The sequence below is a fragment of the Microbispora siamensis genome, assembly GCF_016863095.1.
Classification (GTDB): Bacteria; Actinomycetota; Actinomycetes; order Streptosporangiales; family Streptosporangiaceae; genus Microbispora; species Microbispora siamensis.
Genome location: NZ_BOOF01000032.1, coordinates 40009 through 63831 on the forward strand (window position 1 = coordinate 40009; position 23823 = coordinate 63831).

A 23823-nucleotide genomic window follows, 5' to 3' on the forward strand; every position below is an offset into this window, starting at 1 on the left:
TCCTTGGTCTCCATGATCTGGTACTCAAGGTGTCCACATGTCGGAGACCTGGACGCCGGACGCGAGCGTAACGGCAGTCCTTCATTTGATGCCACCCTGAACGCTCCGGCTGGCGGAGCGTTGACGCGGCCCGCAGATGGCGCATGGGCCGGCCCTCCATGCCAAGGGAATCAGCCTCGTCTATGTCTGCCATCAGGGATTGATGGCCCTCGTATGCGTTGACTTCCGTCGATTTCATTCATAAATATGTGCAGGCAGTCCCGTGGTCGGGGTCACGGGTACCCTCTGGAGGTCTCTGGTGGTCAATCGCATGCGTGCCGGCATCGTCGGCGTCGGTTTCATGGGAACGGTGCACGCTCGGGCCATCCGGCGCGCGGGCGGTGTCGTGGTCCGGGCCGTCGGCTCGACACCGGAGTCTTCCCGGAACGCCGCCGAGCACCTCCGTCCGGAAGACTTTACGGAAACGGTCGAGGAGCTGCTGAGCGCCGACGACATTGACGTCGTGCACATCTGCACACCGAACGCGACTCATGCACGGCTGGCGCGCGCGGCCATCGCCGCCGGCAAGCACGTCGTGTGCGAGAAGCCGCTCGCGGTGAACCCGTACGAGGCTGAGGAACTGGCGCAGCTCGCCGTCGATGCCGGTGTCACGGCCACCGTCCCGTTCGTCTACCGCTTCTATCCGACGGTCCGGGAGGCTCGTGCCCGTGTCGCGGACGGCACTGCCGGGCCGGTACGTCTGCTGCACGGCTCGTACCTTCAGGACTGGCTCGCCGAGGACAGCGACGACAACTGGCGGGTGGACTCCGCGGCCGGCGGGCCGTCCCGCGCCTTCGCCGACATCGGTGTCCACTGGTGCGACTTGGTGGAGTTCGTCAGCGGGCACCGCATCGTGCGCGTGGCGGCCCAGACGATGATCGCGGTGCCTGCCCGCGGCGGGCGGAGAGTGGAGACTGAGGACGCGGCAGTCGTGCTTTTCGAGACCGACGGGGGAGCGGTGGGCAATGTCACCGTCAGCCAGGTCACCCCGGGCAGGAAGAACCGGTTGTGGTTCTCGGTGGACGGTGCGAAAGAGAGCCTGACTTTCGACCAGGAGAACCCCGAGACGCTGTGGATCGGCGGCCGGGAGATCAATCGGCAGCTGCTGCGCGGCACCAGCGAGTCCCTGGTAGCCGCGCGGTACACCGCCGTGCCCGCCGGACATCCCCAGGGCTACCAGGACTGCTTCGACGCCTTTGTCGCCGATGCCTACGCGGCGGTGGACGGCGTCGAGCCGGACGGCCTGCCAACCTTCGCCGACGGATTGCGCGCTGCACAGCTGACCGCCGCTGTCCTGGAAGCCGCGCAGAAGCAGACTTGGGTGGAGGTGGCCTCGTGCTGAGTGGACGGTTGACGGTCGGCGACCGGGCGCCGCTGTTCGAGCTGCCCGACACCGCGGGAGCACCTGTGTGCCTCAGCCCGGAGCGGTCCGTCGCGACCGTCGTTGTTTTCACCGCCAGCGGCTGCCCGTTCGCCCGCGCCTGGCACGACCGAATCCAGCAGGTCGCCCGCGACTACGCGAACCGGGACGTCACGGTGCTGCAGGTGGTGAGCAACGACGAGACCGACCATCCGGAGGACTCGAGCACGGCCATGCGTGAGAGGGTCGCCGCCGGCGAGCTCGCCGGCCCCTTCCTGCGAGACGCCGACCAGTGGGTAGCCCAGGCGTATGGTGCGACGGCGACCCCCGAGATCTTCGTGATCGACCGTATGGGCCTCGTCCGCTACCACGGCGCACCTGACGGCGACCACGACGACCCGGCCCAGAACGCCGGGTGGCTGCGTGAGGCGCTCGACGACGTCCTGTCCGGCCGTGAGGTGGCCCGGCCGCTGACCTCTCCGGCGGGCTGTTCCATCAAATGGCGGGTGGAGCTGCTGTGGTGGGACGGCTGCCCGACGCACGAGCACGCCGCCGAGCTGCTCCGGGGGACGCTCGCCGAGCTCGGCCGGGGCGACGTGCACGTCGCTGAGCGGCAGGTGACCTCGCGTGAGGAGGCCGAGCGGCTCGGGTTCCCCGGCTCGCCCACCTTCCAGGTGGGACGGCGCGACGTCTTCCCCGGCGACGCCCCACCCGCCCTCACCTGTCGCGTCTACGAGCGGGCCGACGGGCGCCCCTCGCCGCTGCCGGATCCCGCCGACCTGGCCGCACGGCTGCGCGGCGTACTGGCCCGTCCGTGGGACCTCCCGGGCTGGGTCGATCCGCGCAAGCCCTCAAATCGGTAGGAGTTGTCATGGCATGCCGTACATGTCCTGAGAAAGCGCCCACCACCCCCGGATCCAGATCGACCGCCGAGGAGGCGTACGTATGACCGCTCACCCGACCGTTTTGATCGTCGGCAGCGGCCCGACGGGGGCGACCTACGCGCGGGTGCTGCTGGAGCAGGTCCCGTCGGCGACCGTTCTCATGGTCGAGGCCGGTCCGGTGATCACCTCGCCGCCCGGTATGAACGTGAAGAACATTCCCTCCGCCGACGAGCAGGCGGCCGCGCGGCTGGCTTCGCAGGGGCGGGCCGGCGAGGCGGGCGTGTCGGGTATCCCGGGTGGTGTCGTCGTGGAGGGGACGATCACCGCGCGGCAGGGCACGCACCTCATCGGCCGTGCGGCCGAGGGCTCGCCCGGGATGCCGGCGGCGGCCGTCGCCACCTGTGTGGGCGGGCAGGGGGCGCATTGGACCTGCGCGACGCCCAGGCCCGCGGGAAGTGAGCGAATCACCTTCGTCGACGAGGCCGAGTGGGACGAGCACGTCGCTACCGCGGAGGGGCTGCTGCACGTCAACAAGGCCGCCTTCGGCGACTCGCCTCAGGCCGCGGCGATCCTCGAGCGTGTGCGCGAGGAGTTCGCAGCCGATGGGATCGCGGTCCGCCCGCTGCCGGTGGCGGCGGATCCTCGGCCTGACGGAACTCTGCGGTGGAGCGGCACCGACGTCGTCCTCTGCCCCGTCCTTGACGACCCGCGTTTCACGCTGCGGCCGGAAACCCTGTGCGTACGGCTGGTCCGCGACGGTGACCGTGTCGTCGGTGCCGTCCTCAGGGACCTGAGCAGCGGCGTCGAGGAGGAGGTGCGCGCCGACGCCGTCGTCGTGGCGGCCGACGCGATCCGCACTCCCCAGCTGTTGTGGGCGTCGGGCATCCGGCCGGCGGCCCTGGGGCGCTATCTCACCGAGCATCCGCTGGTCTTCGGCGTGGTGGCGGTCCGCGAAGGACTCCTGCCGTCGCAGCAGGGGGTTGCCACCCCGGTGGATCCGATCCGCGCCGTCGTCTCCATCGGCTACGACGAGGAGCGGCACCCGTACCATGCGCAGCTGATGTATTCGCCCGTCTGCCCGGTGCCGTTGCCGGAGGACAGCCCGCATCGTGACAACCCCGCGGGTTACGTGGGCATGGGCTGGGGGGTGCGCAAGTGGCCGCGGCCCGAGGACCGGCTCTTCTTCGACGACGAGCAGCCCGACGAGAACGGACTGCCGAGCATCCGCATCGCCTACGAGCTCACCGAGCGCGAGCACGCGGAGCTCGAGCGGGCCCGCGCCCACCAGGCACGCGCCGCGGCGGCGCTGGGCGAGTTCGTGACGGGGACACCGGTGCTGATGCCCGCCGGGAGCTCCCTCCATTACATGGGCACCGTGCGCATGGGCCCCGCCGACGACGGCACGTGCGTGTGCGACCCCTGGTCGCGTGTGTGGGGCCTGTCCGGGCTGGTGCTGGCGGGCAACGGCCTCATTCCGACGGCGAACTCCTGCAACCCGACGTTGACCAGCGTCGCCCTGGCTGTGCGCGGCGCCCGGGCGCTCGCGGCCGAGTTGCGGGATGCCCGCGTCGTCGGGGCACGGCCGTGAGCATGTGGAGGAACTGCGAACACCGGCCTGCCGGGGTCCTGGTTCTCGACCCTCGCAGGCCGGTGGCATGCCCGACGGGCCGAGCGTACGGTAGCTGATGGGTAATTGTGCATGTTTCCCGCTAAACTTGAGCGACGGTCGGGGTCGTCTCCTTTGAAGAGCGTGCCCGTCGGCTCGGCGCAGCGCCGCTAGCCGCGCACCCTGCCGCCGTCGGTGACCCCTCCCGTGGGTCGAGAAGGTGACTTCTCCCTGTGAATCCTCGTCTCGGGGCGGCGAACGGCCGTCCGGCTCGGCTGCGCCTGCTCTTCGTCGCGCAGATCGTCATCACCCTGCTCACCGCGCTCGACCAGACCATCGTCGCGACCGCGTTGCCCACCATCGTCGCCGACCTGGGCGGAGAACGGCAGACGGCATGGGTCTTCACCGCCTACACACTGGCGATGACCGTGGCGATGCCCGTCTTCGGACGTCTCGGCGACCTCCGCGGCCGCCGAGCGCTCTATCTCGCCTGCGTCGCCGGTTTCGTGCTCGCCTCCGTGCTGTGTGGCTTCGCGGCCGGCTTCTTCTCCCTGATCGCACTGCGGTTCGCCCAAGGGATCGGTGGGGGCGGAATCGTGGTGCTGGGCCAGGCGGTCGTCGCCGACGCCGTCCCCGCCCGGGACCGGGGCCGGTTCCTCGCGCCGATCGGCGCGGTTTTCGCGGTCGCGAGCGTCGTGGCGCCGCTGCTCGGCGGGGCGCTCACCGACACGGTGGGCTGGCGCTGGATCTTCTGGGTCAACGCGCCGCTGGGCGGGCTCGCTCTCCTCCTGGCCTTCCGGTCCGTCCCCCGGATCGTCCCAGAACGAACAGGGGAGAGGTTCGACACTGTCGGAGCGGTCCTGCTGGCCGTCTGGGCGACGGGTGTCGTCCTCGTCGCCGCGTGGGGCGGATCCACCTACCCCTGGTCGTCCCCGGTCATCCTGAGTACGGCCGGCCTCGTGCTTGTGGCCTTCGGGCTGTTCGTGCACCGGTGCCGCCGGCATCCGCATCCGATCATCCCGATTTCGATCTTCCGGAACCGGACCGTCGTGATCAGCAGCGTGTTGGCGTTCGTCGTCGGCACCGGTGTCTTCGGCCTGGTCGGTTACGTGCCCGGCGTGATGCAGGCGGCGTTCGGTCTGTCCGCCACGCCCGCCGGAACGCTGATACTGCCCCTGGTCCTCGGTCTCATGGTGACGAGCCTGCTGGCCGGACACCGGATGGCGCGCACCGGTCGCTACCGCGACTTTCCGCTGCTCGGCTGTACGATCGCCGCCGCCGGCATGCTGGGTTTGGCCGCCGTCCGGACAAGCACCCCTGTTCTCCTCGTCGCGGTCTGGATCGGGGTGGTCGGCCTCGGCGTCGGCTGCTTCATGCAGATCAGCACCGTGGCGGTGCAGGACGCCGTCACGGACCGGGTCGTCGGCACCGCGACCTCCACCGTCGCCCTCGTCCGGGAGGTCGGGGTGTCCATCGGAGCGGCAGCGCTGGGCGGCCTGCTGAGTGCCCGCCTCCTGAGCGGCCTGGGCGACCGGCGGTACCTGGCGGGGCTGTCGCCGGTGCAGTTGCGGACACTGTCTCCCGCCCTGAGACATGCCTATGCCGAGACCTACCTGGCGGCCCTCACGCCCCTGCTCCTGGGGCTGGTGCTGCTGTTCGTGGTGGCTCTCGCGGTGTCGCTGTTCCTCCCGGATCGCCGGCTGAGCGGTGGTGCTCGGACGACCGGGCAGGGACGGAACGAAGCGGTCGGCCATCAGGTCGCGTCGCACGAGGGCGGGTGACAGGGGTGACGCGATTCCCGTGGCATCGGCACGGTTGATACCCGCTATCAGCAGGTACGTGGCCGCACAGCGTTGACCAGTTATGTTGAAAATCGGCAGAATTGCCACATTCGACGGCGTGCGCTGTGATCCCCCTCTCACCGAATGGAGCGGCATGACCAGGTCCTTTCCCAACGCTGTCGACGTGGCGATCGTCGGCAGCGGGCCAACAGGCGCGGCGTACGCCCGGATCCTGAGCGAGCAGGCTCCCCAAGCCGCCGTCGCCGTTTTCGAGTCAGGGCCGGTGCTCACCGACCCGCCCGGCATGCACGTGAAGAACATCGCCGACCCTGTGGCGAGGGTCGCCGCCCAGCGCAGCTCCGAGGGGTTGCGGCCGCACACGCAGAGCCCGGAGGGGCACTACCCCGACCCCTCGCGGCGGGTGGTGCGCCCGGGCACGCACCTGCTGCCTGACGGCTACCGGCAGCCGGGTGAGGACGGCCTGCCTGCGCTGGCGATGTCGACCAACGTCGGAGGCATGGGCGCCCACTGGACCGCCGCGTGCCCGCGACCCGGAGGCGCGGAGCGCATCGCGTTCCTGCCGGACCTCGACGAGCTGCTCGACGAGGCAGAGCGGCTCCTCGGCGTCGACCGGCACCCGTTCGACGACGCTCCTTATGCCGATGTGGTGCGGGCGCGGCTGGGAACGGAGTTCGACCCCAGCCGGCCCGAAGAACGGCGCGTGCGGCCGATGCCCCTCGCCGTCCGGCGACGGGCGGACGGCGCCCTTGCCTGGAGCGGCTCCGATGTCGTGTTCGGTGACACGACGAGGAACAACCCGAACTTCCTGCTGTTCGCCGACGCGCAGGTGCGCCGCGTGCTCGTCGAGGACGGCAGGGCCGTCGGCGTGATCGTCCGGGACCGGATCGATGGCGGCGAGCGAGAGGTGCGTGCGCGGTTCGTCGTCGTCGCGGCCGATGCCCTGCGCACCCCACAGCTGCTCTACGCCTCGGGGGTGCGCCCTCCGGCGCTGGGCCGGTATCTCAACGACCAGCCGCAGATGATCTTCGCCGTACGGCTCCGCGACGTCAGCCGTCAGCCGGAGGCGGAGCACAGCCCGCGGGGAGACACCGCGATCGCCGAGGAGAGCGGCGTCTCCTGGGTCCCCTACATCGACGAAGAGCCCTTCCACGGCCAGGTCATGCAGCTCGACGCGTCCCCGATCCCGCTGCTGGACGAGGACGAGCCCGCCCCGGGCACGATCGTGGGGCTCGGCTGGTTCTGCGGAAAGGACCTGCAGGAGTCCGACCGCATCGAGTTCGACGACTCCGCGACCGACGACTACGGCATGCCGAAGCCACGGATCCACTACACGCTCACCCCGCGCGACCACGAGACCCTGGGGCGGGCGCGGGCGGCCATTCTGCGAGCCGCACGCGCGCTGGGCGACTTCATCGGCGACGAGCCGATGGTCCTCTCGCCCGGGGCGTCGCTGCACTACCAGGGCACGACCCGGATGGGCCCGGTCGACGACGACACCTCGGTATGCGCGCCCAACAGCGAGGTGTGGGGTGTGTCCGGCCTCTACGTGGCCGGCAACAACGTCATCCCGACCCCGATCGCCTGCAACCCGACCCTCACGTCGGTGGCCCTGGCGGTCGGCGGAGCCCGGGACATCGCGGCACGGCTCGCCGCCGAGCCCGAGGACACGAAGGACACGAAGGACACGAAGGACACGGCCGCGTCGACGGCCACGATCGGAGGGTGGTGACCGTGCTGGAGGTCCCCATGATCCAGACCCGGGGGTTCCGCAACCGGGCGGCCGGAGACGGCTTCGAGGTGCGGCTGCGGTTGCCGTACTACCGGGGCCTGTGGACCAACCTGATAGAGGGCGCGACGATCACCGTTGACGGTGAGCGCTTCGCTGCCGACGACATCGGCTGGAGCATCGGCGGTGTGCGGTACTCACCGGCCGAGTTGCGCGCCTCCGAGACCGCCCGCTGGCCTGTGGACGTTCCCGCGATCCTCGCGGTCCCGCGCCCGCGGCCGCTGTCGATCGGCTTCCACACCGTGGCCGCGGAACTGCGGCTGCGCATGTCGTACATCCCGGAGGAGCTTCAGCCGACGGTCTGGAGCGAGGAACGCAGGTTGGTGATCACGCGATGACGGAGCCCCGGTTCGAGTACGGCGTCTCGCTCTACAGCTACACGGGCGAATACGGCGTGACGATGACGCTCGACGACTGTGTCGAGGACGTGGCCGACCTCGGCGCGACCGGCCTGGAGATCCTCGGTGAGGCCCACGTTCAGGACTACCCGAACCCACCCGCGGCCTGGATCGACGCCTGGTTCGCCCGGCTTGAGCGGTACGGCCTCACGCCGACGTGCTACGGCTCCTGGGTGGACACCCGCCGGTTCGGTGGCCGTCCCATGACCGTGGACGAGGCCGTCTGGCAACTGGAGACCGACATCCGGCTGGCCGCGACGCTCGGCTTCCGCTTCGTACGCCCCAAGCTCGGGGTCGTCACCTCGGACCTGGAACCCGATCCGGTCTGGGAGCCCGCCACCGAGCGGGTGCTCGACCTCGCGGCGGAGAAGGGGATCGTCATCTGCCCGGAGATCCACTGGCCGTCCGTCATCAGGTCGAAGGTGGTCGACGACTACCTCGCCTTCATCGAGCGCACCGGCACCGAGCACTTCGGGCTGCTCATGGACACCGGCGTCTTCCAGACTCGGATGCACCACCGCCGCGGAGGTGTCGCGAGCCGGCTCGGCGAAGGCTCGGCGCGTCCGCCGGAGGTGCCGGTCGTACCGGTGTCCGACCTCGAGGACGTGCTCGACCACGTCGTCCACGTGCAGGCGAAGTTCTACGAGATCGACGACGACCTGAGGGACCAGTACATCCCATGGGCGGAATTCCTGGAGATCATCCTGCGCCGCGGGTGGTCGGGCTACCTCTCCAGTGAGTACGAGGGCGACTACGGCGTCGGCCGCGCGGCCGATCAACTTCGGCGCCAGCACGCCCTCATCCGGCGTCTCGTCACCCCGGCCTGATCGGTAGAACGAAGGGAACCGTAATGTCGCGCCCGATCACCCTGTTCACCGGCCAGTGGGCCGACCTGCCGTTCGAGGAAGTGGCCCGGCTCGCCTCATCCTGGGGGTACGACGGCCTCGAGATCGCCTGCTGGGGTGACCACCTCGACCCCAACCGCGGCGCCGTCGACGACGCCTACCTCGACGAGAAGCGCGCCGTGCTCGACAAGTACGGCCTCAAGGTCTACGCGATCTCCAACCACCTCAAGGGACAGGCGGTCTGCGACGACCCGATCGACCAGCGGCACCGCGCCATGCTTCCGGACGCGATCTGGGGCGACGGCGACCCCGAGGGAGTCCGGCAGCGCGCGGCGGAGGAGATGAAGAACACCGCCCGCACCGCCGCCAGGCTCGGCGTGGACACCGTCGTCGGGTTCACCGGCTCGTCGATCTGGAAGTACGTGGCGATGTTCCCGCCCGTCTCCCAGGAGCTCGTCGACGCCGGCTACCAGGACTTCGCCGACCGGTGGAACCCGATCCTCGACGTCTTCGACGAGGTCGGCGTGCGCTTCGCGCACGAGGTCCACCCGTCGGAGATCGCCTACGACTACTGGACGACGAAGCGGGCGCTGGAGGCCGTCAGGCACAGGCCGGCGTTCGGGCTGAACTGGGACCCGTCGCACTTCATGTGGCAGGACCTGGACCCGGTCGGGTTCATCCTGGAGTTCGCCGGCCGCATTTACCACGTGGACTGCAAAGACGTGAAGCTCAACGTGGGCGACGGCCGCAACGGCCGGCTCGGCTCGCACCTGGCCTGGGCGGACCTGCGCCGCGGCTGGGACTTCGTCTCCACGGGTCATGGCGACGTCCCGTGGGAGAAGTGTTTCCGCGCGCTCAACAGCATCGGCTACTCCGGCCCGATCTCGGTCGAGTGGGAGGACGCCGGCATGGACCGGCTCGTGGGCGCTCCGGACGCGCTCGCGTTCGTGCGCGGCAAGCTCTTCGACGCCCCTGAGACCGCCTTCGACGCCGCCTTCGCGCGGAAGGAGGACTGACGGTGACCGACGCCGCACGTCCGCCGCTGCGTGTGGCGATGATCGGCCATGGGTTCATGGGGGCCGCGCACTCGCACGCCTGGCGGACCGCGCAGCGCTTCTTCGACCTGCCGCGCCGGATCGAGATGGTGGCCGTCGCCGGCCGCAACCCGGAGACGCTGCGCGAGGCCGCCGACCGCTACGGCTGGTCAGAATGCGACACGGACTGGCGGCGCGTCGTGGAACGTGACGACATCGATCTCGTCGACGTCGTCACGCCCGGTTCGGCGCACATGGAGGTGGCCGTCGCCGCGCTCGATGCAGGCAAGCACGTCCTGTGCGAGAAGCCGCTGGCCAACACCCTCGCGGAGGCCGGGGCCATGGCGGAGGCCGCGGCGAAGGCCCGGGAGCGCGGGGTGTTCGCGATGGTCGGCTTCACCTACCGCCGGGTGCCGGCCGTTCGGCTGGCGCGGGAACTGGTCGAGTCAGGCGAGATCGGCCGGATCCGGCAGACCCGGGCGGTGTACCTGCAGGACTGGCTCAGCGACGAGAACGCGCCGCTGACCTGGCGCCTGGACCGCTCGGCCGCCGGGTCCGGCGCGCTCGGCGACATCGGCGCCCACATCGTGGACGCCATCCAGTACGTGACCGGTCAGGAGCTCACCGGCGTGAGCGGAATGACCCGGACCTTCGTGACCGAGCGGCCCATGCTGGAGGAGTCGGTCGGCCTCTCCGGCCGTGCCTCCGAGAGCCGGCGTGGGCCGGTGACCGTCGACGACGCCGCGGTCTTCTTCGGCACGCTGAGTGGCGGCGGCCTGGCCACTTTCGAGGCGACCCGGATGGCCCCCGGGCGGAAGAACGCGCTGCGGTTCGAGATCAGCGGCACGACCGGGGCCCTCGCCTTCGACCTCGAGGACCTCAACACCCTGCAGGTCTTCTCCTTCGCGGACGGCAACACCGCCGGCTTCCGCCGCGTGCTGGTCACCGAGCCGGAGCATCCGTACGTCGCGGCGTGGTGGCCGCCCGGCCACATGCTCGGGTACGAGCACGGCTTCACCCACCAGGTGCGCGATCTGGTGGCGGCCATCGACGCCGGCGAGCAGCCCCGCCCGTCCTTCGAGGAGGGACTCCAGGTGCAGCGGGTGCTGGAAGCGGTGGAGCGCAGCGCGGCCGCCGACGCCCGCTGGACCCCGCTCACCTGAGCGGACCCGCCGACAGCCCGGCCGCGCCCGGCGAAGACGACAGAGAAGGAGCAATCATCATGGCCTGGACGAAGTGGTCCTACATGGATCACTGGGTGACGGAGACGCCGCAGGGGCCGCAGCCCCCGTCGTTCAACCGCGCCTACATGGACCGCTACATCAAGCAACTGTCGGCCCTCGGCTTCAAGGGCTTCGACACCTTCTTCTTCTACCTGCCCATGATCGAGGGCATGTACGGCTCGGTGAAGGCCTTCGAGCACTTCCTGCAGGACAACGGCTTCGAGAAGATCACTGGGATCTTCTCCGCCTATCCGTACGCGACGAAGTACACCGCGCCGCACGTCCCGGAGACCCACGACCGGATCGTCGCCGACTGCATGGCGACGGTGCGAGCCGTCGAAGGGTTGTCGGTCGAGAACTTCATCGTGATGCCGTCCACCACATATTTCCAGGTGGAGCCGGTGACGGACGAGAAGATCAAGATCATGGCCGACCTCTGGAACCGGGTCGGGCAGATGACACTCGAGCACGGCATGCGGACGACGTGCCACTTCGAGTTCTGGGGTGCGATCCGCACGCGGGAACAGCTCGACCTCTTCTTCCGGTACACCGATCCCCGCTATGTCTACTTCTTCTGCGACACGGCGCAGCACACGATCGCCGGCGTGGACCCGTTGCAGATGTTCCGCGACTACCGCGACCGGTGCACCGGCTTCCACTTCAAGGACACCCACACCGTCGACGAGCACGAGGCGTACCGTACGCCTCCGGACCCGGAGCTGATGGCGCCGAACGTGACCCGCTGGTTCTATGAGATGGGCACCGAGGGCGGCCTGGTCGACTTCCCCGCGCTCATGCGGGAGATCGTGACCTCCGGGTATGACGGCTGGCTCACGGTGGAGCACGACAAGGCCGAACTGGGCGGGGGCAGCTACGCCGAGGCCACGTGCGTGGCCAAGTGGTACATCGACAACGTCCTCGCGGAGGCGCAGGCCGAGGCCGAGGCGCAGCTGGAGGCCGGGCGATGAGGGACACGCTGCGGTGGGCCTACGCCCTCAACCAGTGGAACATTCGCATGGACGTCTTCGTCCGGCACGAAGACCAGCGCCGGGCGCTGAAGACGCTGTCCGCGCTCGGATTCGGCCACATCGAGCTGGCCGCGGGCACGGGCAGGTGGGACAACCTCGGCCGTCCCGAGGTCATCGAGATCAACCACGGAAGCCCCGAAGGCTTCCTCGCGTTTCTGCGCTCCTGCTCCGTGAACGGCGTCTCGAGCATGTTCTGGGACCCGGGCCAGCCGGTCGAGGAGGAGGGCTGGGCGTTCCGCTCGACCCGCAACCGCGACGATCATGCGGCCATTGTCGAGTCCGCGAAGCCGTTCGTCGACTTCCTCGCCGCGATCGGCGCCGAGCAGCTCGTCGCCCGCCCCGTCGGGTCGGCCTGGATGCAGCCCCCGCTCGGCCGCGACGACATCGCGGCCATCGGGGAGGTGTGGAACAGCGTGGGCAAGGTCGCCGCGGCCGCCGGCGTGGGGCTGGCCCTGCACTACGACTGCCTGAGCGCCGTGCACACCGCTGACGAGCTGCGCCGGCTGCTCGACGCGACCGACCCGGAGCTCGTCGGGCTCGCGCTCGACACCGCGGAGCTGACGATCGGCGGCATCGATCCGGTGGCCTTCTACGAGGAGCGGCACGAGCGGGTCACCCACGTGCACCTCAAGGACACCCGCTACGCCGACACCGGCGAGGAGTACCGCATGCCCGGCGCCGAGACCACGATGCTGCGCGGCGGAGCCGGCCGGCGCATCGAGCGCTGGTTCTTCGAGCTCGGCACCGAAGGCGGCCTCGTCGACGTCAAGGCGTTCGTCGCCGCTCTGCGGCGGCACGGCTACCCGGGATGGGTCGTGGTCGAGAGCGACCACGGCGGCAATCCCGCCGAGCTGGCCATGCTCAACAGCTGGTATCTGCAGCAAGAGCTGTCGGTGGCGCGCACGTGACCGCCGATCAGCTCGCTCAGCGCAGCGAAACGCCGGAGCGGCGCATCAAGTGGAGCTACATGGACCACTGGCGTTCCAACGGCCCCGCCGGGCCTGTCGACCAGTGGCATTCCCACCGCACGATGTCGTCCTTTCTGAAGCAGATCAAGGCGGTCGGCTTCGATGCCATCGACACCTTCGACTTCCGTCTGTGGCAGATGTACGGCGACTACGGCGGCCCGGCCAAATACCAGGAGATGGTCCAGGACCACGGCCTGGAGCGAATCGTCAACATCTTCCACGCCGCCGACTACGACCTGCGCAACTACGCGCCCCACGTGCCGGAAACGCACGAGAACATCCTCGAGGACTTCCGCGTGACCATGGGGCACTGGTCGAGCGTCGAGCTGGACAACATCATCGTGATGCCTGCGACGCTCTACTACGACATGGAGCCCGTCACCGAGGACAAGCTCAAGATCAGCGCCGAGCTGTGGAACAAGGTCGGTGAAATCACCGCCGGCTACGGCGTGAAGCTGACCTGCCACCACGAATTCTTCTGCGGCATCCAGAGCGAGCCGGACATCGAAGTCTTCTACTCCTACACCGACCCCAGGTACGTCTCCCTCTTCATCGACACCGCGCAGCACTGCATCGCCTCGGTCGATCCCGTGGCCCTGTATCGCCGGCACGCGCATCGGGTGAGCGGCTTCCACTTCAAGGACACCCGCAACGTCGCCGCCGGCGATGATCACCGTCATCGCCCGGATTCCGAGATCATGGCGCCGACGACGGGCAAGTGGTTCTACGAGATGGGCACTCCGCACGGCCTGGTCGACTTCGAGGCGATGATGACCGCGGTCCGGGACAACGACTACCGGGGCTGGATCAGCGTGGAGCACGACAAGGCGAACAAGGACGGTGGCGACTACGCCGAGAGCACTGCGATCGCGCGCTGGTACGCGGTGAACGTCCTCGAGAAGATCTACCGGTAGGGGGCCGGCCGTGACCGACATCAGGTGGGGTTATGCCCTGAACCAGTGGAAGCCGCAGTTCGACGACTTCGTCCGCCGGGAACAGCACGAGCGGGCGCTGAAGACGGTGTCGATCGCCGGGTTCGAGGGAGTCGAGCTGACGGCCGGCACCGGGCGGTGGGAGCCGCTGGGCAATCCGCAGCAGCTGATCGCGAACTTCGGCTCGCTCACCGGTTTCCGTGAGTTCCTCTCGGGCTGCGGCATCGCGGCGGTGTCCAGCTGGTTCTACGATCCGCAGCAGCGGTCGATGGAGCATCTGACGCCTCCGTACTCGCCACTGGTCGCCGCGGACGTCACCGGCATCGTGACGCGGGCCGAATGGTTCGCCGGCGCTCTGGCACAGCTCGGCGGATCCGTCCTCGTCGTCCGCGCCGCCCCCTCCGCCGGTGACGTCGGTCCGCTCGACGACGCGGCGCTGCGGCGGCTGGCGGACTGCTGGACGGCGGTCGGCCGGGCGACGCTCGCGCACGGCGTCCGTACGGCGCTGCACGTCGACTTCCTGTCCTCGCTTCGCCGGCCGGGAGCACTCGACCGGCTCCTCGGCCTCGCGGATCCGGCCGCCGTCGGCCTGGCTGTCGACACCGCCGAGCTGACCGTCGCGGGCCTCGACCCGGTCGAGGTCATCCGCCGCCACCGCGGCCGCGTCTGGCACGTCCAGTACAAGGACGCGCTCGCCGCCGACACGGACGAGGAGTACCTCCAGCCGCACGCCGAGTACTCCGTGCGGCAGCGAGGCGGTTCCCGGGAGATCCCGCGGTGGTTCGCCGAGCCAGGGGCCCACGGCGGCCTGGTGGACTTCGCCGCGGTGACGCGTGCGCTGCTCGACATCGGCTACGCCGGGTGGGTGGTGTTCGAGAGCGACCAAAGTCCGCATCCCGCCACGAGCGCGCTTCTCGGCGGCTACCTGCTGCAGCGCGACCTGCGCCCGGTCACGGCCGCCGCTGTCGAAGCCGCGGCGCGCTGACGGGGCCGGTCGACGGTGACCCGCAGCGGTTGTTCGCCGACCTCGCCGTGGCCCGCACCGCGGGCGGACTGCCGTGGTCGGACACGTTCGAAGCGCGCGTGGTCGGCCGGTACGACGACATCGTGGCCGCGCTGCACGACCCGGAGACCTTCTCCTCGGCGCCCACCGTGCCGGAGTTCCCGTCTCCGTGACGGGAGCGGTTCGCCGGGCGGGTGCCGTCCCGCGGCACGCTGCTCGGCCTGGACAACCCGGATCACGACCGGCTGCGTGCGGCGGTCAACACGTTCTTCATGCCGCGCCGGCTGGCCCGGTACGAGCCGTGGATCCGGGAGCGGGCGCACCGGCTGGTCGACGGCTTCGCCGAGGACGGGCACACGGACCTGAAGACGTCGTTCGCGTTGCCGCTGCCGCTGCAGGTGATCAGCCACGATATGTCGAGGAGCTTGTCTCCCGGCACGGGGCGCGGGTCGAGGCGTGGCCGAGCCGGGACCGCGGTCGGCTCGACCTCGACGCCCTTTGGTCCCGGCTGCCGGACCGCGAGGCCCTCGTCTACGCCTGCGGCCTTGAGAGCCTGCTGTCGGGGCTCGAGGACTCCGCCCGGCGGGCCGGGCGGGAGCACCGGCTTGTCGTCGAGCGATTCGCCCCGCGCGCGGCTCCGCACGAGCCGAGCCGGCGCGAACGTGCTGTCCACCTGCAGAGAGGGAATCTGCGGCACCTGCGAGATTCGCGTCCCTCGAAGGCGTCCCCGAGCACCGGGACTCCGTCCTCAGCCTCGAGGAACGCCTGGCCGGCGAAACGATGATGAGCTGCGTGTCCCGCTGCCGCGGACATCGACTGACCCTGGACCTGTAGCAGATGTCCGTGCGGCGATCCTCCCGCTCCTCCCGGGTCCGGCAGGTCCTCGCGCAGTCTTGGGCCGCCGCCGCCCCCCGGCGACAGCGGGCTCGGCCGGTCGCCGGAGGTCCGTCCGGAGCGGAGAAAGGGTCGTACAGAGGATTGACTTATGTTGATTTCATGCAGAATCCTGTTCATGGCGGTACATCGGCATACCGGCCCACAGGGATGTCCGCTTCGAGTGCGTGACAGCCGCATCCCGACGGCGGCACCTGTCCCAACCCCCCGATGAGAGGAACGGCGGATGAGTTTGACGATGGAAGTCCTGTTTCGGGATGACACCGGACGGGCACGGTTGCGCACCTCTACTGCCCGGTCGACGCGGACGGCGGTGACGTCGCGTGCCTGACATCGGCCTGCGTCAGCTCGGCGGTGAGGACAAGCTCCGGGCACTGATCGTCACTGGACACACCGATATCCACCACGACTGGCGGACGGTCTCGCCGATGCTCGCCGAGCTGCTGCGGGAGACCGGGCTGTTCGACGTCCGGATCACTGAGGAGTTCCGGGGGGCCGGGCCGGAGACGCTGGAGCCGTACGACCTCGTCGTCCTCAACTACTTCGGCCGCTTCGAGCCGTGGGGCCACGCGCCTGAGCAGCGGTGGGGCACCCGCGCCGAGCAGGCGCTGTACGACCACGTCGCCTCCGGAAAGGGAGTCGTCGTCTACCACGCGTCCCTGCAGATGGGGGCCGGATGGGAGGACGACTTCGAGCGGATGGCCGGCGGCGTCATGCGTGAGCACTGCAGCCGCCGGGCTCCGATACCCGACTTCCGGCTGCATGTGGTCGCTCCGGAACACCCCGTCACGGCGGGCATGCCGGAGTTCATGCCCCACTATGACGACGACCTCTACGTCAACCTGCAGTGGGCGCCGGGTGCGGAGGTCGAGGTGCTCGTGACGGGCTGGGACAACCCGTTGCGCTACACGCAGGTGCCGGCGGAGTGGGACGCCCTGCCGGGGATGGGGCAGGAGCATGCCCTGGTGTGGACGAATCGCTACGGGCAGGGCCGGGTGTTCGCGACCGGACTCGGTCACGGGCCGGAGGCGATCTCCCACCCGTCGTTCCGGGGCCTGTTCGCCCGGGGCGCCGAATGGGCGGCTGCCGGCAAGGTGACCCTGGGGCTGCCCGACGGTTTCGGTGAGCCGGTTCCCGGCGGCGACTGGTGGCCGACGACGCTGGAGCCGATGGTCCGTGAGATGTACGAGCAGCGCAGGCAGGCCGCTGCCGGGACGCAGGAAGGGACGGAGCAGTGACGCCTGAGGGGCTTGAGGAGCGGCTGGCCGCCCTGGAGGCACGTCTCACGGCCGCCGAGCGGGCCGCGATCCGGGCGCAGGACCGGGGAGACGTGGAGAACGTCTTCTCGCGCTACATGTACTACCACAACGCGTTCGAGGACGAGCGGATCGTCGACGAGCTGTGGGTGCGCCGTGGCACCGAGGGAGTCCGTTCCCAGTACAACGACGACGGCGTCTACACGGACTGGGACACGATCATGGCCTACCACAAGGGCCGGCCCCACCCCGTCGGGAAGCTGATCCTGCACTACACCACGACACCGGTCATCGAGGTCGCCGCCGACGGCACGACCGCCAAGGGACTGTGGGTCATGATGGGGCTGGAAGCGGGCTTGACCGAGCCGGCGGAGGCGGATCATATCCCGCCGTTCTTCTTCGCGAAAGAAGACGTCGACGGGCGCAAGGTCTGGGCGCATTGGGTCTGGTGCAAATACGGCGTCGACTTCCTCAAGCAGGACGGCCAGTGGCGCATCTGGAAGTTCCGCTGCTTCGAGGTCGCCCGCGCGCCCTATGACGAGAACTGGATCTCCTTCGCCGCACACGAGCGCGCCGAGTACGAGGCGAAGCTCGCGTACTTCGGCGAGGACGGCAAACCGGTATTCCTGCCGCCCGTGGACGGGCCCACCGTCACGCCTTCGCAGCCTTACCGCATCGACACCGCTCAGCACCTGTTGCCCGAGCCCCCGCAGCCCTACGCCGAATTCGAGGACACCTTCCGCTGACGGCACCGCGGTCCGACCGGCGCCTGCTGCGGGGAATCGATCTGGTCAGCGGCAGGCGCCGGCCGGGTGGGGGAGCGGCCATCTCGCATTCGGGACCCGTGAGCCTCTCGCGCCCGGCGAGCACGAGGTCGCCGTCTCCGTCCGGGGCTTCGTCTCCCCCTACATGCCCGTTCCCGGCGGCGGCCGGAATACGAAACGGCTCACCCTCGCCTCCTGGCCCCCACCCCTGCCCCGACTTCTGAGAGGAACCGATCGATGGGTCCGCTGGACGACCAGGTGGTGCGCGAAGACTCGCTCACCGCCACCGCTGACGGCCTGGACATAGCCGTCTACTCCCACTGGTACCGGGCGCTGCCCCTGACCTCACTCGCCCACATCGACCTGACCGTCGACGGTCGGCGGATCGACCCGGACACGCTGTCGGTGACCGCCAACGGGCACCGCTACGAGTTCGGCGAGCTGGCGGACAGGACCGATGACTTCTGGTTCACGACCGACCCGGTGGTGCTCCACGTGCCGGTGTCCACGGCGTCCGGGCGAAGGCACCGTGTGCAGTTGCTGCTCGGGTTGTCGATCCCGTACATCCTCACCGGCCCGGACCGGGTGCCGCTGCTCGCGCCCAGCTCGACCGACAAGACGCTGACCGCTGCCTGACAGGAGCAAGCTCATGACCGACACCGCCCCCGGCCTGCCCCGCCTCGGCATCACCCTGTTCAGCCTCACTCTCGAGCAGCGCGCGCCCGGAAACGATCTCGCCGCTCTCATCCGCCAGGTCGCCGACCGCGACCTGGGCCCGGGCGTTGAAATGGTGGCCTTCCAGAGCCTGCGTGGCTGGCCACGACTGGATGACGAGGCCGTCCGTGAAGTCCGCGGCCTGATCGCAGACTCCGGCCTGACGCCCGCCTGCCTGGCCGTCAACCTCGACCTCGCACTCCATCCGGGACGGCTGCTCACCGACGACGAGGCGTACGACTACGTCGCCGTCCAAATGCGCAGCGCGGCCGCGCTCGGCTTCCCGGCCGTGCGAGTCGGCGCGGAGTGCGGACCGGCGATCATGACCCGGCTGCTGCCGCTCGCCGAGGAGCTCGGCGTCAAGATCGGCGTGGAGATTCACGCCCCGCTGACCATCGACGCACCGCCGGTCGCCGAGCTCAAGGAGCTGTTCACCCGGCTCGACACCGAGTGGCTAGGCTTCATCCCCGACTTCTCCGCCAGCATGCGCGCCGTGCCGGCCGCCGTCGACGACGCGCACCGGAAGGCGGGCATCCCGCCCGAGCTGACGGCACTGACCCGGCGGCTCTGGGCCGAGCCCGGTCCCACGATGGCCAAGTTCCCCGAGCTCGAGCGGCGGGCCACCGAACTCGGCGCCAGCCCCGCGGAGATCGGCAATCTGAAGATGATCTTCACCATGCACGGGCGGATGGATCCCGAGCGGTGGGCCGATTTCTTCCCGCACGTCATCCACGTGCATGGCAAGTTCTACGGAGTGTTCGACGGGGAGGACCCGTCCATCGACTTCCCGGCGATCGCCCGGGTGCTGCGTGAGCAGGGTTACACAGGCTTCATCTCCAGCGAGTACGAGGCACACGCCTACACGGACAGATACAGCGCCTTCGACCAGGTCAGAGCCCAGCACGACATGCTCAAACGGCTGCTCGAGGACCAGCCGGCGACGGTAGTCTCCCCATGACCACCACAGCCCGGGTCGGCCGGCGGTTACGCGCCGGCCGACGACCCGGGCGGCCAGTCCTCCGTCAGGTCGCGCGGCTTCTCGGCCGCCGAGTCGATGGTCTCAGGCGGCGGTCTGCAGGCACAGCGCCGAACCGACCGGTGTGCCTGCACCCAGCCAGATCTGCAGCGCGGAGGGCCGGAAGAGGTTGTGCGCGGCGAGCAGCGCGCCGCCGATTGTGCCTTCGGCGAAGTTCAGCGACGCCGTGCGGATGGTCAGGTTGCGCGCGGCGAGTTCGATCGTGCCGTCCAGGACCGCGCTGCGGAACTCCTCGAAGAAGAGAGGGCTGTAGCGGATGACCCCGCCACCGAGGACGAGGGTTCCCGGGTTGGCGAAGTTGACGACGCCGGCGATCGTCCTGCCGGTGAGCCGAGCCGATGATGCGACCGCGGACCGCGCGACTTCATCGCCCGCGGCGGTCGCCAGCCCGATGTCCTCGGCCGTGATGCGGCCCCGGCGGGCAAGCCGCTCGGCGAGCAGCGGGCTCTCTCCTGACTTGGCATGCTTGGAGAGGGTCCGCATCAGGGCCCATCCGCTCGCGACGGCCTCGAGGCAGCCGATTTTGCCGCATCGGCAGCGCGCCGACCGGTCGTCGGTGACCCGCACATGTCCGATGTCGCCGGCGGCTCCGCTGTCGCCGCGATGGAGGCGGCCGTTGGTGACCAGGCCGCTGCCGATCCCGGTGGCGACCTTGACGTACAGAAGGTCGCGCCGTTCCCGCGGCACGCCGCGTTCCCACTCGCCGAGTGCCATCAGGTTGACCTCGTTGTCGACCCACACCGGCGCCTCCCAGCGGCACTGGAACCAGGACCGTACGTCGTAGTCGTCCCAGCCCGGCATGCTGGGGGGAGCGACGGTGCGGCCGGAAGCGACATCGACCGGGCCTGGGACGCCTACGGCGACGCCCCAGACCGGCACTGTTCGGCCCGCCCGCCTGACGAGTTCCCCGAACACTTCATGGACCGCGCCGAGCACGGCCTCGGGACCGTCCTGCACGTTGATGTCGCGGAAGTCCCGAGCGAGTTCGTTGCCGGCCAGGTCGGTCACGGCGGCGTGGAGTGAGACGGCGCCCAGGGCTGCGGACAGCAGCAGTCCCGCCTCGGTGCGAAACCGGACCGAGCGGGACGGCCGGCCACGACGGTGGCCCGACGGCACCGCGTCGACCTCAGCGAGCACGCCGAGCTCGACCCCCTCGCGGAGCCGCTCGTTCACCACGGTGCGGCCCAGGCCGGTCGCCGCCTCCAGCTCCGGACGGGTCATGGCGGCCCCGGCCCGGACCAGATCGACGATCTGGGCCAGGACCAGGATGTCCCGAGCGGACGGCGGTGGCTGCACGTGTGTCTCCTCCCTGCGCGGGCCCGACGGGGGCCATGCTAATCAGCCAGGGTCTCCGCGAACCTTGCCGGTTAGGACTTCCGTTGTATTCGTACATAATTATTCCACGGCGAGCCGATCGGTGTGTCGAGGTCGCGGGACCCGGCCGCGGAATCGGGCCCCCGTCATCGCGAGGACGGGGGCCCGGGTGCCGTCGTCACGACCCTGAACGGTCCCAGCGGGAGGTGTCACCCGCGTAGTAGGGCCACACACGCCACCGGTTTTCGCCGTCGCGGTCGGGGGGATCGAGGGTCACCTTTCCGGACGCGGCCCACTCCACGCCACGGCAGAGCAGCGTCATGAAGTTGACCCGGCGGAAGGTGTCCCAGTCGTGGCCGAGGGTGACGGTGAAGCACCGGCCGGCGCCCCACTCGTTGATCCAGGCGAGCGGCTGGTCCTGGTTCATCCCGCGCAGCTGCTCCAGCCCGCCGGGCGGAATCTCGACCGGGGTGTGCGGCCGGGGCCATCCGGCGCGGCGGTACGTCTCGACGTCGTCGAAGACGGTCAGCAGGACCCGCGCGCCCGGGTGCATCGCGACCCCGGTCAGGATGTCGTCGTTGGAGATTCCCCACTCGGGATCCAGACCGGCGGTGATCGCGTGGCGGGGTTCCGCCGTCCGGACCACGACTTCGCCCACGGGGCGGGGGCGCAGCCCGAGATCGCGGCTCATCGTGGCGCCACGCATCTCATTGAACTCCTCGGGGTAACCCCAGTCGCTGTCCTGGACGGCCGACCCGTGGAACCACACCATTCCACGGCCCTTGTCGCGGACGAAACGCAGCAGCGCGTCGTTCGTCGTCGCGCCGAAACCCTCGGCCTTCTGCCGGTAGTTGTCCCGGCCCTCGTACATGACGAGCACGACGTCGAAGCGGTCGAGCAGTTCCTCGCCGATCCCGCGGAACTCCTCCAGCACCCGCACGCGGAAGCGGCCGGTCGACTCGAGCAGGGTGGTCAGCATCCCGGTGTGATGCCGGAAGCTGCGGTGCTCGTTGTCGTGTTCCTCGGTGACCCGGCCGGTCGCGATCATGACATCGAGCTTGTCCGGCGCGGCCTGCCCTTCTCTCATGCGCCGGCGGCCGCAGACCTGATGTACGCGAGGGACTCCGCGGACGGGACCGTCGGGAAGTATTCGAGCCCGATCGGGCCGTTGTAGCCCGCGGCCCGCAGGACCGACAGGTGCCGCGGCCAGTCGATCGCGCCGCTGCCCGGCTCGCCGCGACCGGGGGCGTCGGCGATCTGCACGTAGTCGACGAGCCCGGCGGCGTTCGCCAGCTCCTTCGCGGGATCCTCGCCCTCGGTGACGGAGTGGTACAGGTCGTAGAGGATCCCGAAGGAGTCGGAGTCCACCCCGCGCGCGACCAGGACGGCGTCGGCGGTGCGGTCGAGCAGGGCGCCGGGATGGTCGACCCGCGTGTTGACCGGTTCGAGCACGAGCTTCACGCCGGAGCCGCGCGTCCGCTCGACGGCCTGGGAGAAGACCTCGACGAGCTTCTGGAGGTTCTGGGGGCGCTTGGCGCCGGGAAAGCCGATGCCCGAGCCGAGGACGACACGCGGGCAGCCGAGAAGGCGGGCGTTCTCGACGGCCCGGTCGAGGCCCTCGAAGAAGGGGCCGAGATCGGTCCCCGGCAGTGTGAAGTTGGTCCGCGGTTCGGCGAGAAGTGAGGTCAGGGCGACCCCGGTCTCGGTGAGGGCGTCGGCGAGAGACTTGACGTCCTTGTCGGACGTGCCCCACATCTCGACGGCGTCGAAGCCGGCGGCGGCCGCCGCGCGGACCCGGTCGGCGGCGTCCGAGCCGGCCTCGGTGAAGAGCAGTTCGATGTTGGGGGACAGCTGGTACACGGTTCAGGCCTGCTTTCCTTCGTGGCTGAGGGTGTTCGATATGGCACGGCGGATGAGGTCGTGCTGCCTGCGTACGAGATCGACGGGGTCGGCCTCGTCCAGGTCGGCGAAGGCATGGCCCTCCCACTCGCTGGAGAAGAAGCCCGAGTAGCCGCCGGTCACGAACTCGCGGACGATGGCCGGGTAGTCGATGGCCGGCTCGTCGCCGTTCTCGTCGATGTCGTAGAACTTGGCGTGCACGTGCACGATCTGCGGCATGATGTCGGCCCACTCGCGGGGGTCGACGTGCCCGTGCATGTTGAAGGCGAGCCGCGCGAACGAGCCGAGGCTCTCCGGCGTGATGCCGCGTGAGCGCAGATAGTCGACGAACTCGGCGTGCCGCTCGTTGATGCCGGAGTCCTTCGCCCAGATCTCCTGCAGCCGCGTCAGGTCCCGCGGCGCGAGCCCCTTCTTGGCGAGCCCGCGCAGCAGCGTGGGGGACATGCTGTGCATCGTCGAACTGAAGTCGGCGACGAAGCCCAGCCGAGGCGAGCCGATCTCGTCGTAGAGCTCACGGATCCGCACGACCTGCGGAGAGTTCGGGCCGAGGGGAGCGTGAATCTCCCAGCCGAGCGTGAGGTCGAGCGCTTCGGCCAGCGGCATCAGCCGGCGGATGAGCTCCGGCTTGGCGCTCTGGATGCGCACCAGCGGGAAGCCCAGCGCCCGCGCGCTGCGGAACTGGGCGGCGGTGAACTCGAACTCCTCGTCCAGGGTCATGTCCCTGTCGCGGCGGCGGCCCATGTCGAGGTTCGCGCCGAACGAGCTCGGGGCGAACCCATGCCGGTCGAACGCCTCGTGCCACTCACGGACGAATTCGTCGGTGACCACGGGGTAGGTCCGGATCGTCTGAGAGGCGACGATCTCGATGCCAGGCCCGATCCCGGCCGCGGCGACCACGTCGAGCAGTCCGTGCAGGTCGTAGCGGCCGGCGGCCCACTCGCTGGTCAGCGAGTAGAGCGTGAGACCGAGCTTGATGCCGCTGCCCGGTACGGCGGGCGCGGCCACGAGGGAGGGGACGGTCGTCGTCATCGGGGGCCT

23 protein-coding genes are annotated in these 23823 nt (G+C 69.8%); 18 read left to right on the plus strand and 5 right to left on the minus strand.

The annotated features are described in order from the left end of the window. Positions 1-310: 310 nt before the first annotated feature. The 14 genes from Msi02_RS26210 (at position 311) to Msi02_RS26275 (ending at position 15081) form a co-directional block, all read left to right on the plus strand. Positions 311-1381: a Gfo/Idh/MocA family protein gene (locus Msi02_RS26210; protein WP_204050817.1), complete on the plus strand. Its 1071-nt coding sequence runs from the start codon at positions 311-313 to the stop codon at positions 1379-1381. Beyond that, positions 1375-2262, plus strand: a complete 888-nt coding sequence (locus Msi02_RS26215; RefSeq protein WP_204050724.1) for a thioredoxin family protein — start codon at positions 1375-1377, stop codon at positions 2260-2262. Before Msi02_RS26210 ends, Msi02_RS26215 begins: the two co-directional genes overlap by 7 nt. An 82-nt stretch (positions 2263-2344) precedes the next feature. Further along, a complete protein-coding gene (locus Msi02_RS26220; protein ID WP_204050725.1) occupies positions 2345-3871 on the plus strand; it encodes a GMC oxidoreductase in 1527 nt (508 codons plus the stop codon). Between the two features lie 251 nt (positions 3872-4122). Further along, positions 4123-5670: an MFS transporter gene (locus Msi02_RS26225; RefSeq protein ID WP_204050726.1), complete on the plus strand. Its 1548-nt coding sequence runs from the start codon at positions 4123-4125 to the stop codon at positions 5668-5670. Between the two features lie 154 nt (positions 5671-5824). Further along, positions 5825-7420 (plus strand): GMC oxidoreductase, encoded by a 1596-nt coding sequence (locus tag Msi02_RS26230; protein WP_204050727.1) that lies wholly within the window; start codon positions 5825-5827, stop codon positions 7418-7420. Beyond that, positions 7414-7815: a C-glycoside deglycosidase beta subunit domain-containing protein gene (locus Msi02_RS26235; RefSeq protein ID WP_204050728.1), complete on the plus strand. Its 402-nt coding sequence runs from the start codon at positions 7414-7416 to the stop codon at positions 7813-7815. The genes Msi02_RS26230 and Msi02_RS26235 overlap by 7 nt, the downstream gene beginning before the upstream one ends. Then, on the plus strand, positions 7812-8702 hold the full coding sequence (locus Msi02_RS26240; RefSeq protein WP_204050729.1) for a sugar phosphate isomerase/epimerase family protein: 891 nt from the start codon (positions 7812-7814) through the stop codon (positions 8700-8702). The genes Msi02_RS26235 and Msi02_RS26240 overlap by 4 nt, the downstream gene beginning before the upstream one ends. A 23-nt stretch (positions 8703-8725) precedes the next feature. Further along, on the plus strand, positions 8726-9736 hold the full coding sequence (locus tag Msi02_RS26245) for a sugar phosphate isomerase/epimerase family protein (protein ID WP_204050730.1): 1011 nt from the start codon (positions 8726-8728) through the stop codon (positions 9734-9736). 2 nt (positions 9737-9738) lie between these two features. Next, positions 9739-10917 (plus strand): Gfo/Idh/MocA family protein, encoded by a 1179-nt coding sequence (locus Msi02_RS26250; protein ID WP_239108717.1) that lies wholly within the window; start codon positions 9739-9741, stop codon positions 10915-10917. 59 nt (positions 10918-10976) lie between these two features. Continuing rightward, positions 10977-11945, plus strand: a complete 969-nt coding sequence (locus Msi02_RS26255; RefSeq protein WP_204050731.1) for a sugar phosphate isomerase/epimerase family protein — start codon at positions 10977-10979, stop codon at positions 11943-11945. Further along, positions 11942-12913, plus strand: a complete 972-nt coding sequence (locus tag Msi02_RS26260; RefSeq protein WP_204050732.1) for a sugar phosphate isomerase/epimerase family protein — start codon at positions 11942-11944, stop codon at positions 12911-12913. Before Msi02_RS26255 ends, Msi02_RS26260 begins: the two co-directional genes overlap by 4 nt. After that, on the plus strand, positions 12910-13887 hold the full coding sequence (locus tag Msi02_RS26265) for a sugar phosphate isomerase/epimerase family protein (protein ID WP_204050733.1): 978 nt from the start codon (positions 12910-12912) through the stop codon (positions 13885-13887). Before Msi02_RS26260 ends, Msi02_RS26265 begins: the two co-directional genes overlap by 4 nt. 10 nt (positions 13888-13897) lie before the next feature. Continuing rightward, a complete protein-coding gene (locus Msi02_RS26270; RefSeq protein ID WP_204050734.1) occupies positions 13898-14890 on the plus strand; it encodes a sugar phosphate isomerase/epimerase family protein in 993 nt (330 codons plus the stop codon). 29 nt (positions 14891-14919) lie between these two features. Next, positions 14920-15081: a hypothetical protein gene (locus Msi02_RS26275; RefSeq protein ID WP_204050735.1), complete on the plus strand. Its 162-nt coding sequence runs from the start codon at positions 14920-14922 to the stop codon at positions 15079-15081. Between the two features lie 62 nt (positions 15082-15143). Here the strand turns inward: Msi02_RS26275 and Msi02_RS26280 are convergent, their stop codons facing one another. After that, positions 15144-15581 (minus strand): hypothetical protein, encoded by a 438-nt coding sequence (locus Msi02_RS26280; RefSeq protein ID WP_204050736.1) that lies wholly within the window; start codon positions 15579-15581, stop codon positions 15144-15146. Between the two features lie 544 nt (positions 15582-16125). Between Msi02_RS26280 and Msi02_RS26285 the strand changes: the two genes are divergently transcribed. The 4 genes from Msi02_RS26285 (at position 16126) to Msi02_RS26300 (ending at position 19494) form a co-directional block, all read left to right on the plus strand. Next, positions 16126-17040, plus strand: coding sequence for a ThuA domain-containing protein (locus Msi02_RS26285; protein WP_204050737.1), 915 nt, complete (start codon positions 16126-16128; stop codon positions 17038-17040). After that, complete coding sequence (locus tag Msi02_RS26290) at positions 17037-17804, plus strand: nuclear transport factor 2 family protein (RefSeq protein ID WP_204050738.1); 768 nt, start codon at positions 17037-17039, stop codon at positions 17802-17804. The genes Msi02_RS26285 and Msi02_RS26290 overlap by 4 nt, the downstream gene beginning before the upstream one ends. A 255-nt stretch (positions 17805-18059) precedes the next feature. Further along, positions 18060-18458, plus strand: coding sequence for a C-glycoside deglycosidase beta subunit domain-containing protein (locus Msi02_RS26295; RefSeq protein WP_204050739.1), 399 nt, complete (start codon positions 18060-18062; stop codon positions 18456-18458). Positions 18459-18471: 13 nt separating this feature from the next. After that, positions 18472-19494, plus strand: coding sequence for a sugar phosphate isomerase/epimerase family protein (locus Msi02_RS26300; RefSeq protein ID WP_204050740.1), 1023 nt, complete (start codon positions 18472-18474; stop codon positions 19492-19494). 102 nt (positions 19495-19596) lie between these two features. On the opposite strand, the gene Msi02_RS26305 is transcribed toward Msi02_RS26300, so the two are convergent. From Msi02_RS26305 to Msi02_RS26320, 4 genes are all read right to left on the minus strand, one after another. Further along, positions 19597-20868 carry an ROK family protein gene (locus Msi02_RS26305; RefSeq protein ID WP_204050741.1) on the minus strand — a complete coding sequence of 424 codons (1272 nt, stop codon included), beginning with the start codon at positions 20866-20868 and terminating at the stop codon, positions 19597-19599. Positions 20869-21064: 196 nt separating this feature from the next. After that, complete coding sequence (locus Msi02_RS26310; protein WP_204050742.1) at positions 21065-21934, minus strand: ThuA domain-containing protein; 870 nt, start codon at positions 21932-21934, stop codon at positions 21065-21067. Positions 21935-21969: 35 nt separating this feature from the next. Next, positions 21970-22746 (minus strand): TIM barrel protein, encoded by a 777-nt coding sequence (locus tag Msi02_RS26315; protein ID WP_204050743.1) that lies wholly within the window; start codon positions 22744-22746, stop codon positions 21970-21972. Between the two features lie 3 nt (positions 22747-22749). After that, positions 22750-23814: a sugar phosphate isomerase/epimerase family protein gene (locus Msi02_RS26320; RefSeq protein WP_204050744.1), complete on the minus strand. Its 1065-nt coding sequence runs from the start codon at positions 23812-23814 to the stop codon at positions 22750-22752. Between the last annotated feature and the right edge of the window lie 9 nt (positions 23815-23823).

Excerpts from the sequence above, each read along its gene's own strand:
- Msi02_RS26210 (WP_204050817.1), top strand. The coding sequence starts at position 311 with ATGCGTGCCGGCATCGTCGGCGTCGGTTTCATGGGAACGGTGCACGCT.
- Msi02_RS26220 (WP_204050725.1), top strand. The coding sequence starts at position 2,345 with ATGACCGCTCACCCGACCGTTTTGATCGTCGGCAGCGGCCCGACGGGG.
- Msi02_RS26230 (WP_204050727.1), top strand. The coding sequence starts at position 5,825 with ATGACCAGGTCCTTTCCCAACGCTGTCGACGTGGCGATCGTCGGCAGC.
- Msi02_RS26240 (WP_204050729.1), top strand. The coding sequence starts at position 7,812 with ATGACGGAGCCCCGGTTCGAGTACGGCGTCTCGCTCTACAGCTACACG.
- Msi02_RS26245 (WP_204050730.1), top strand. The coding sequence starts at position 8,726 with ATGTCGCGCCCGATCACCCTGTTCACCGGCCAGTGGGCCGACCTGCCG.
- Msi02_RS26255 (WP_204050731.1), top strand. The coding sequence starts at position 10,977 with ATGGCCTGGACGAAGTGGTCCTACATGGATCACTGGGTGACGGAGACG.
- Msi02_RS26260 (WP_204050732.1), top strand. The coding sequence starts at position 11,942 with ATGAGGGACACGCTGCGGTGGGCCTACGCCCTCAACCAGTGGAACATT.
- Msi02_RS26295 (WP_204050739.1), top strand. The coding sequence starts at position 18,060 with ATGGGTCCGCTGGACGACCAGGTGGTGCGCGAAGACTCGCTCACCGCC.
- Msi02_RS26300 (WP_204050740.1), top strand. The coding sequence starts at position 18,472 with ATGACCGACACCGCCCCCGGCCTGCCCCGCCTCGGCATCACCCTGTTC.
- Msi02_RS26310 (WP_204050742.1), bottom strand. The coding sequence starts at position 21,934 with ATGATCGCGACCGGCCGGGTCACCGAGGAACACGACAACGAGCACCGC.
- Msi02_RS26320 (WP_204050744.1), bottom strand. The coding sequence starts at position 23,814 with ATGACGACGACCGTCCCCTCCCTCGTGGCCGCGCCCGCCGTACCGGGC.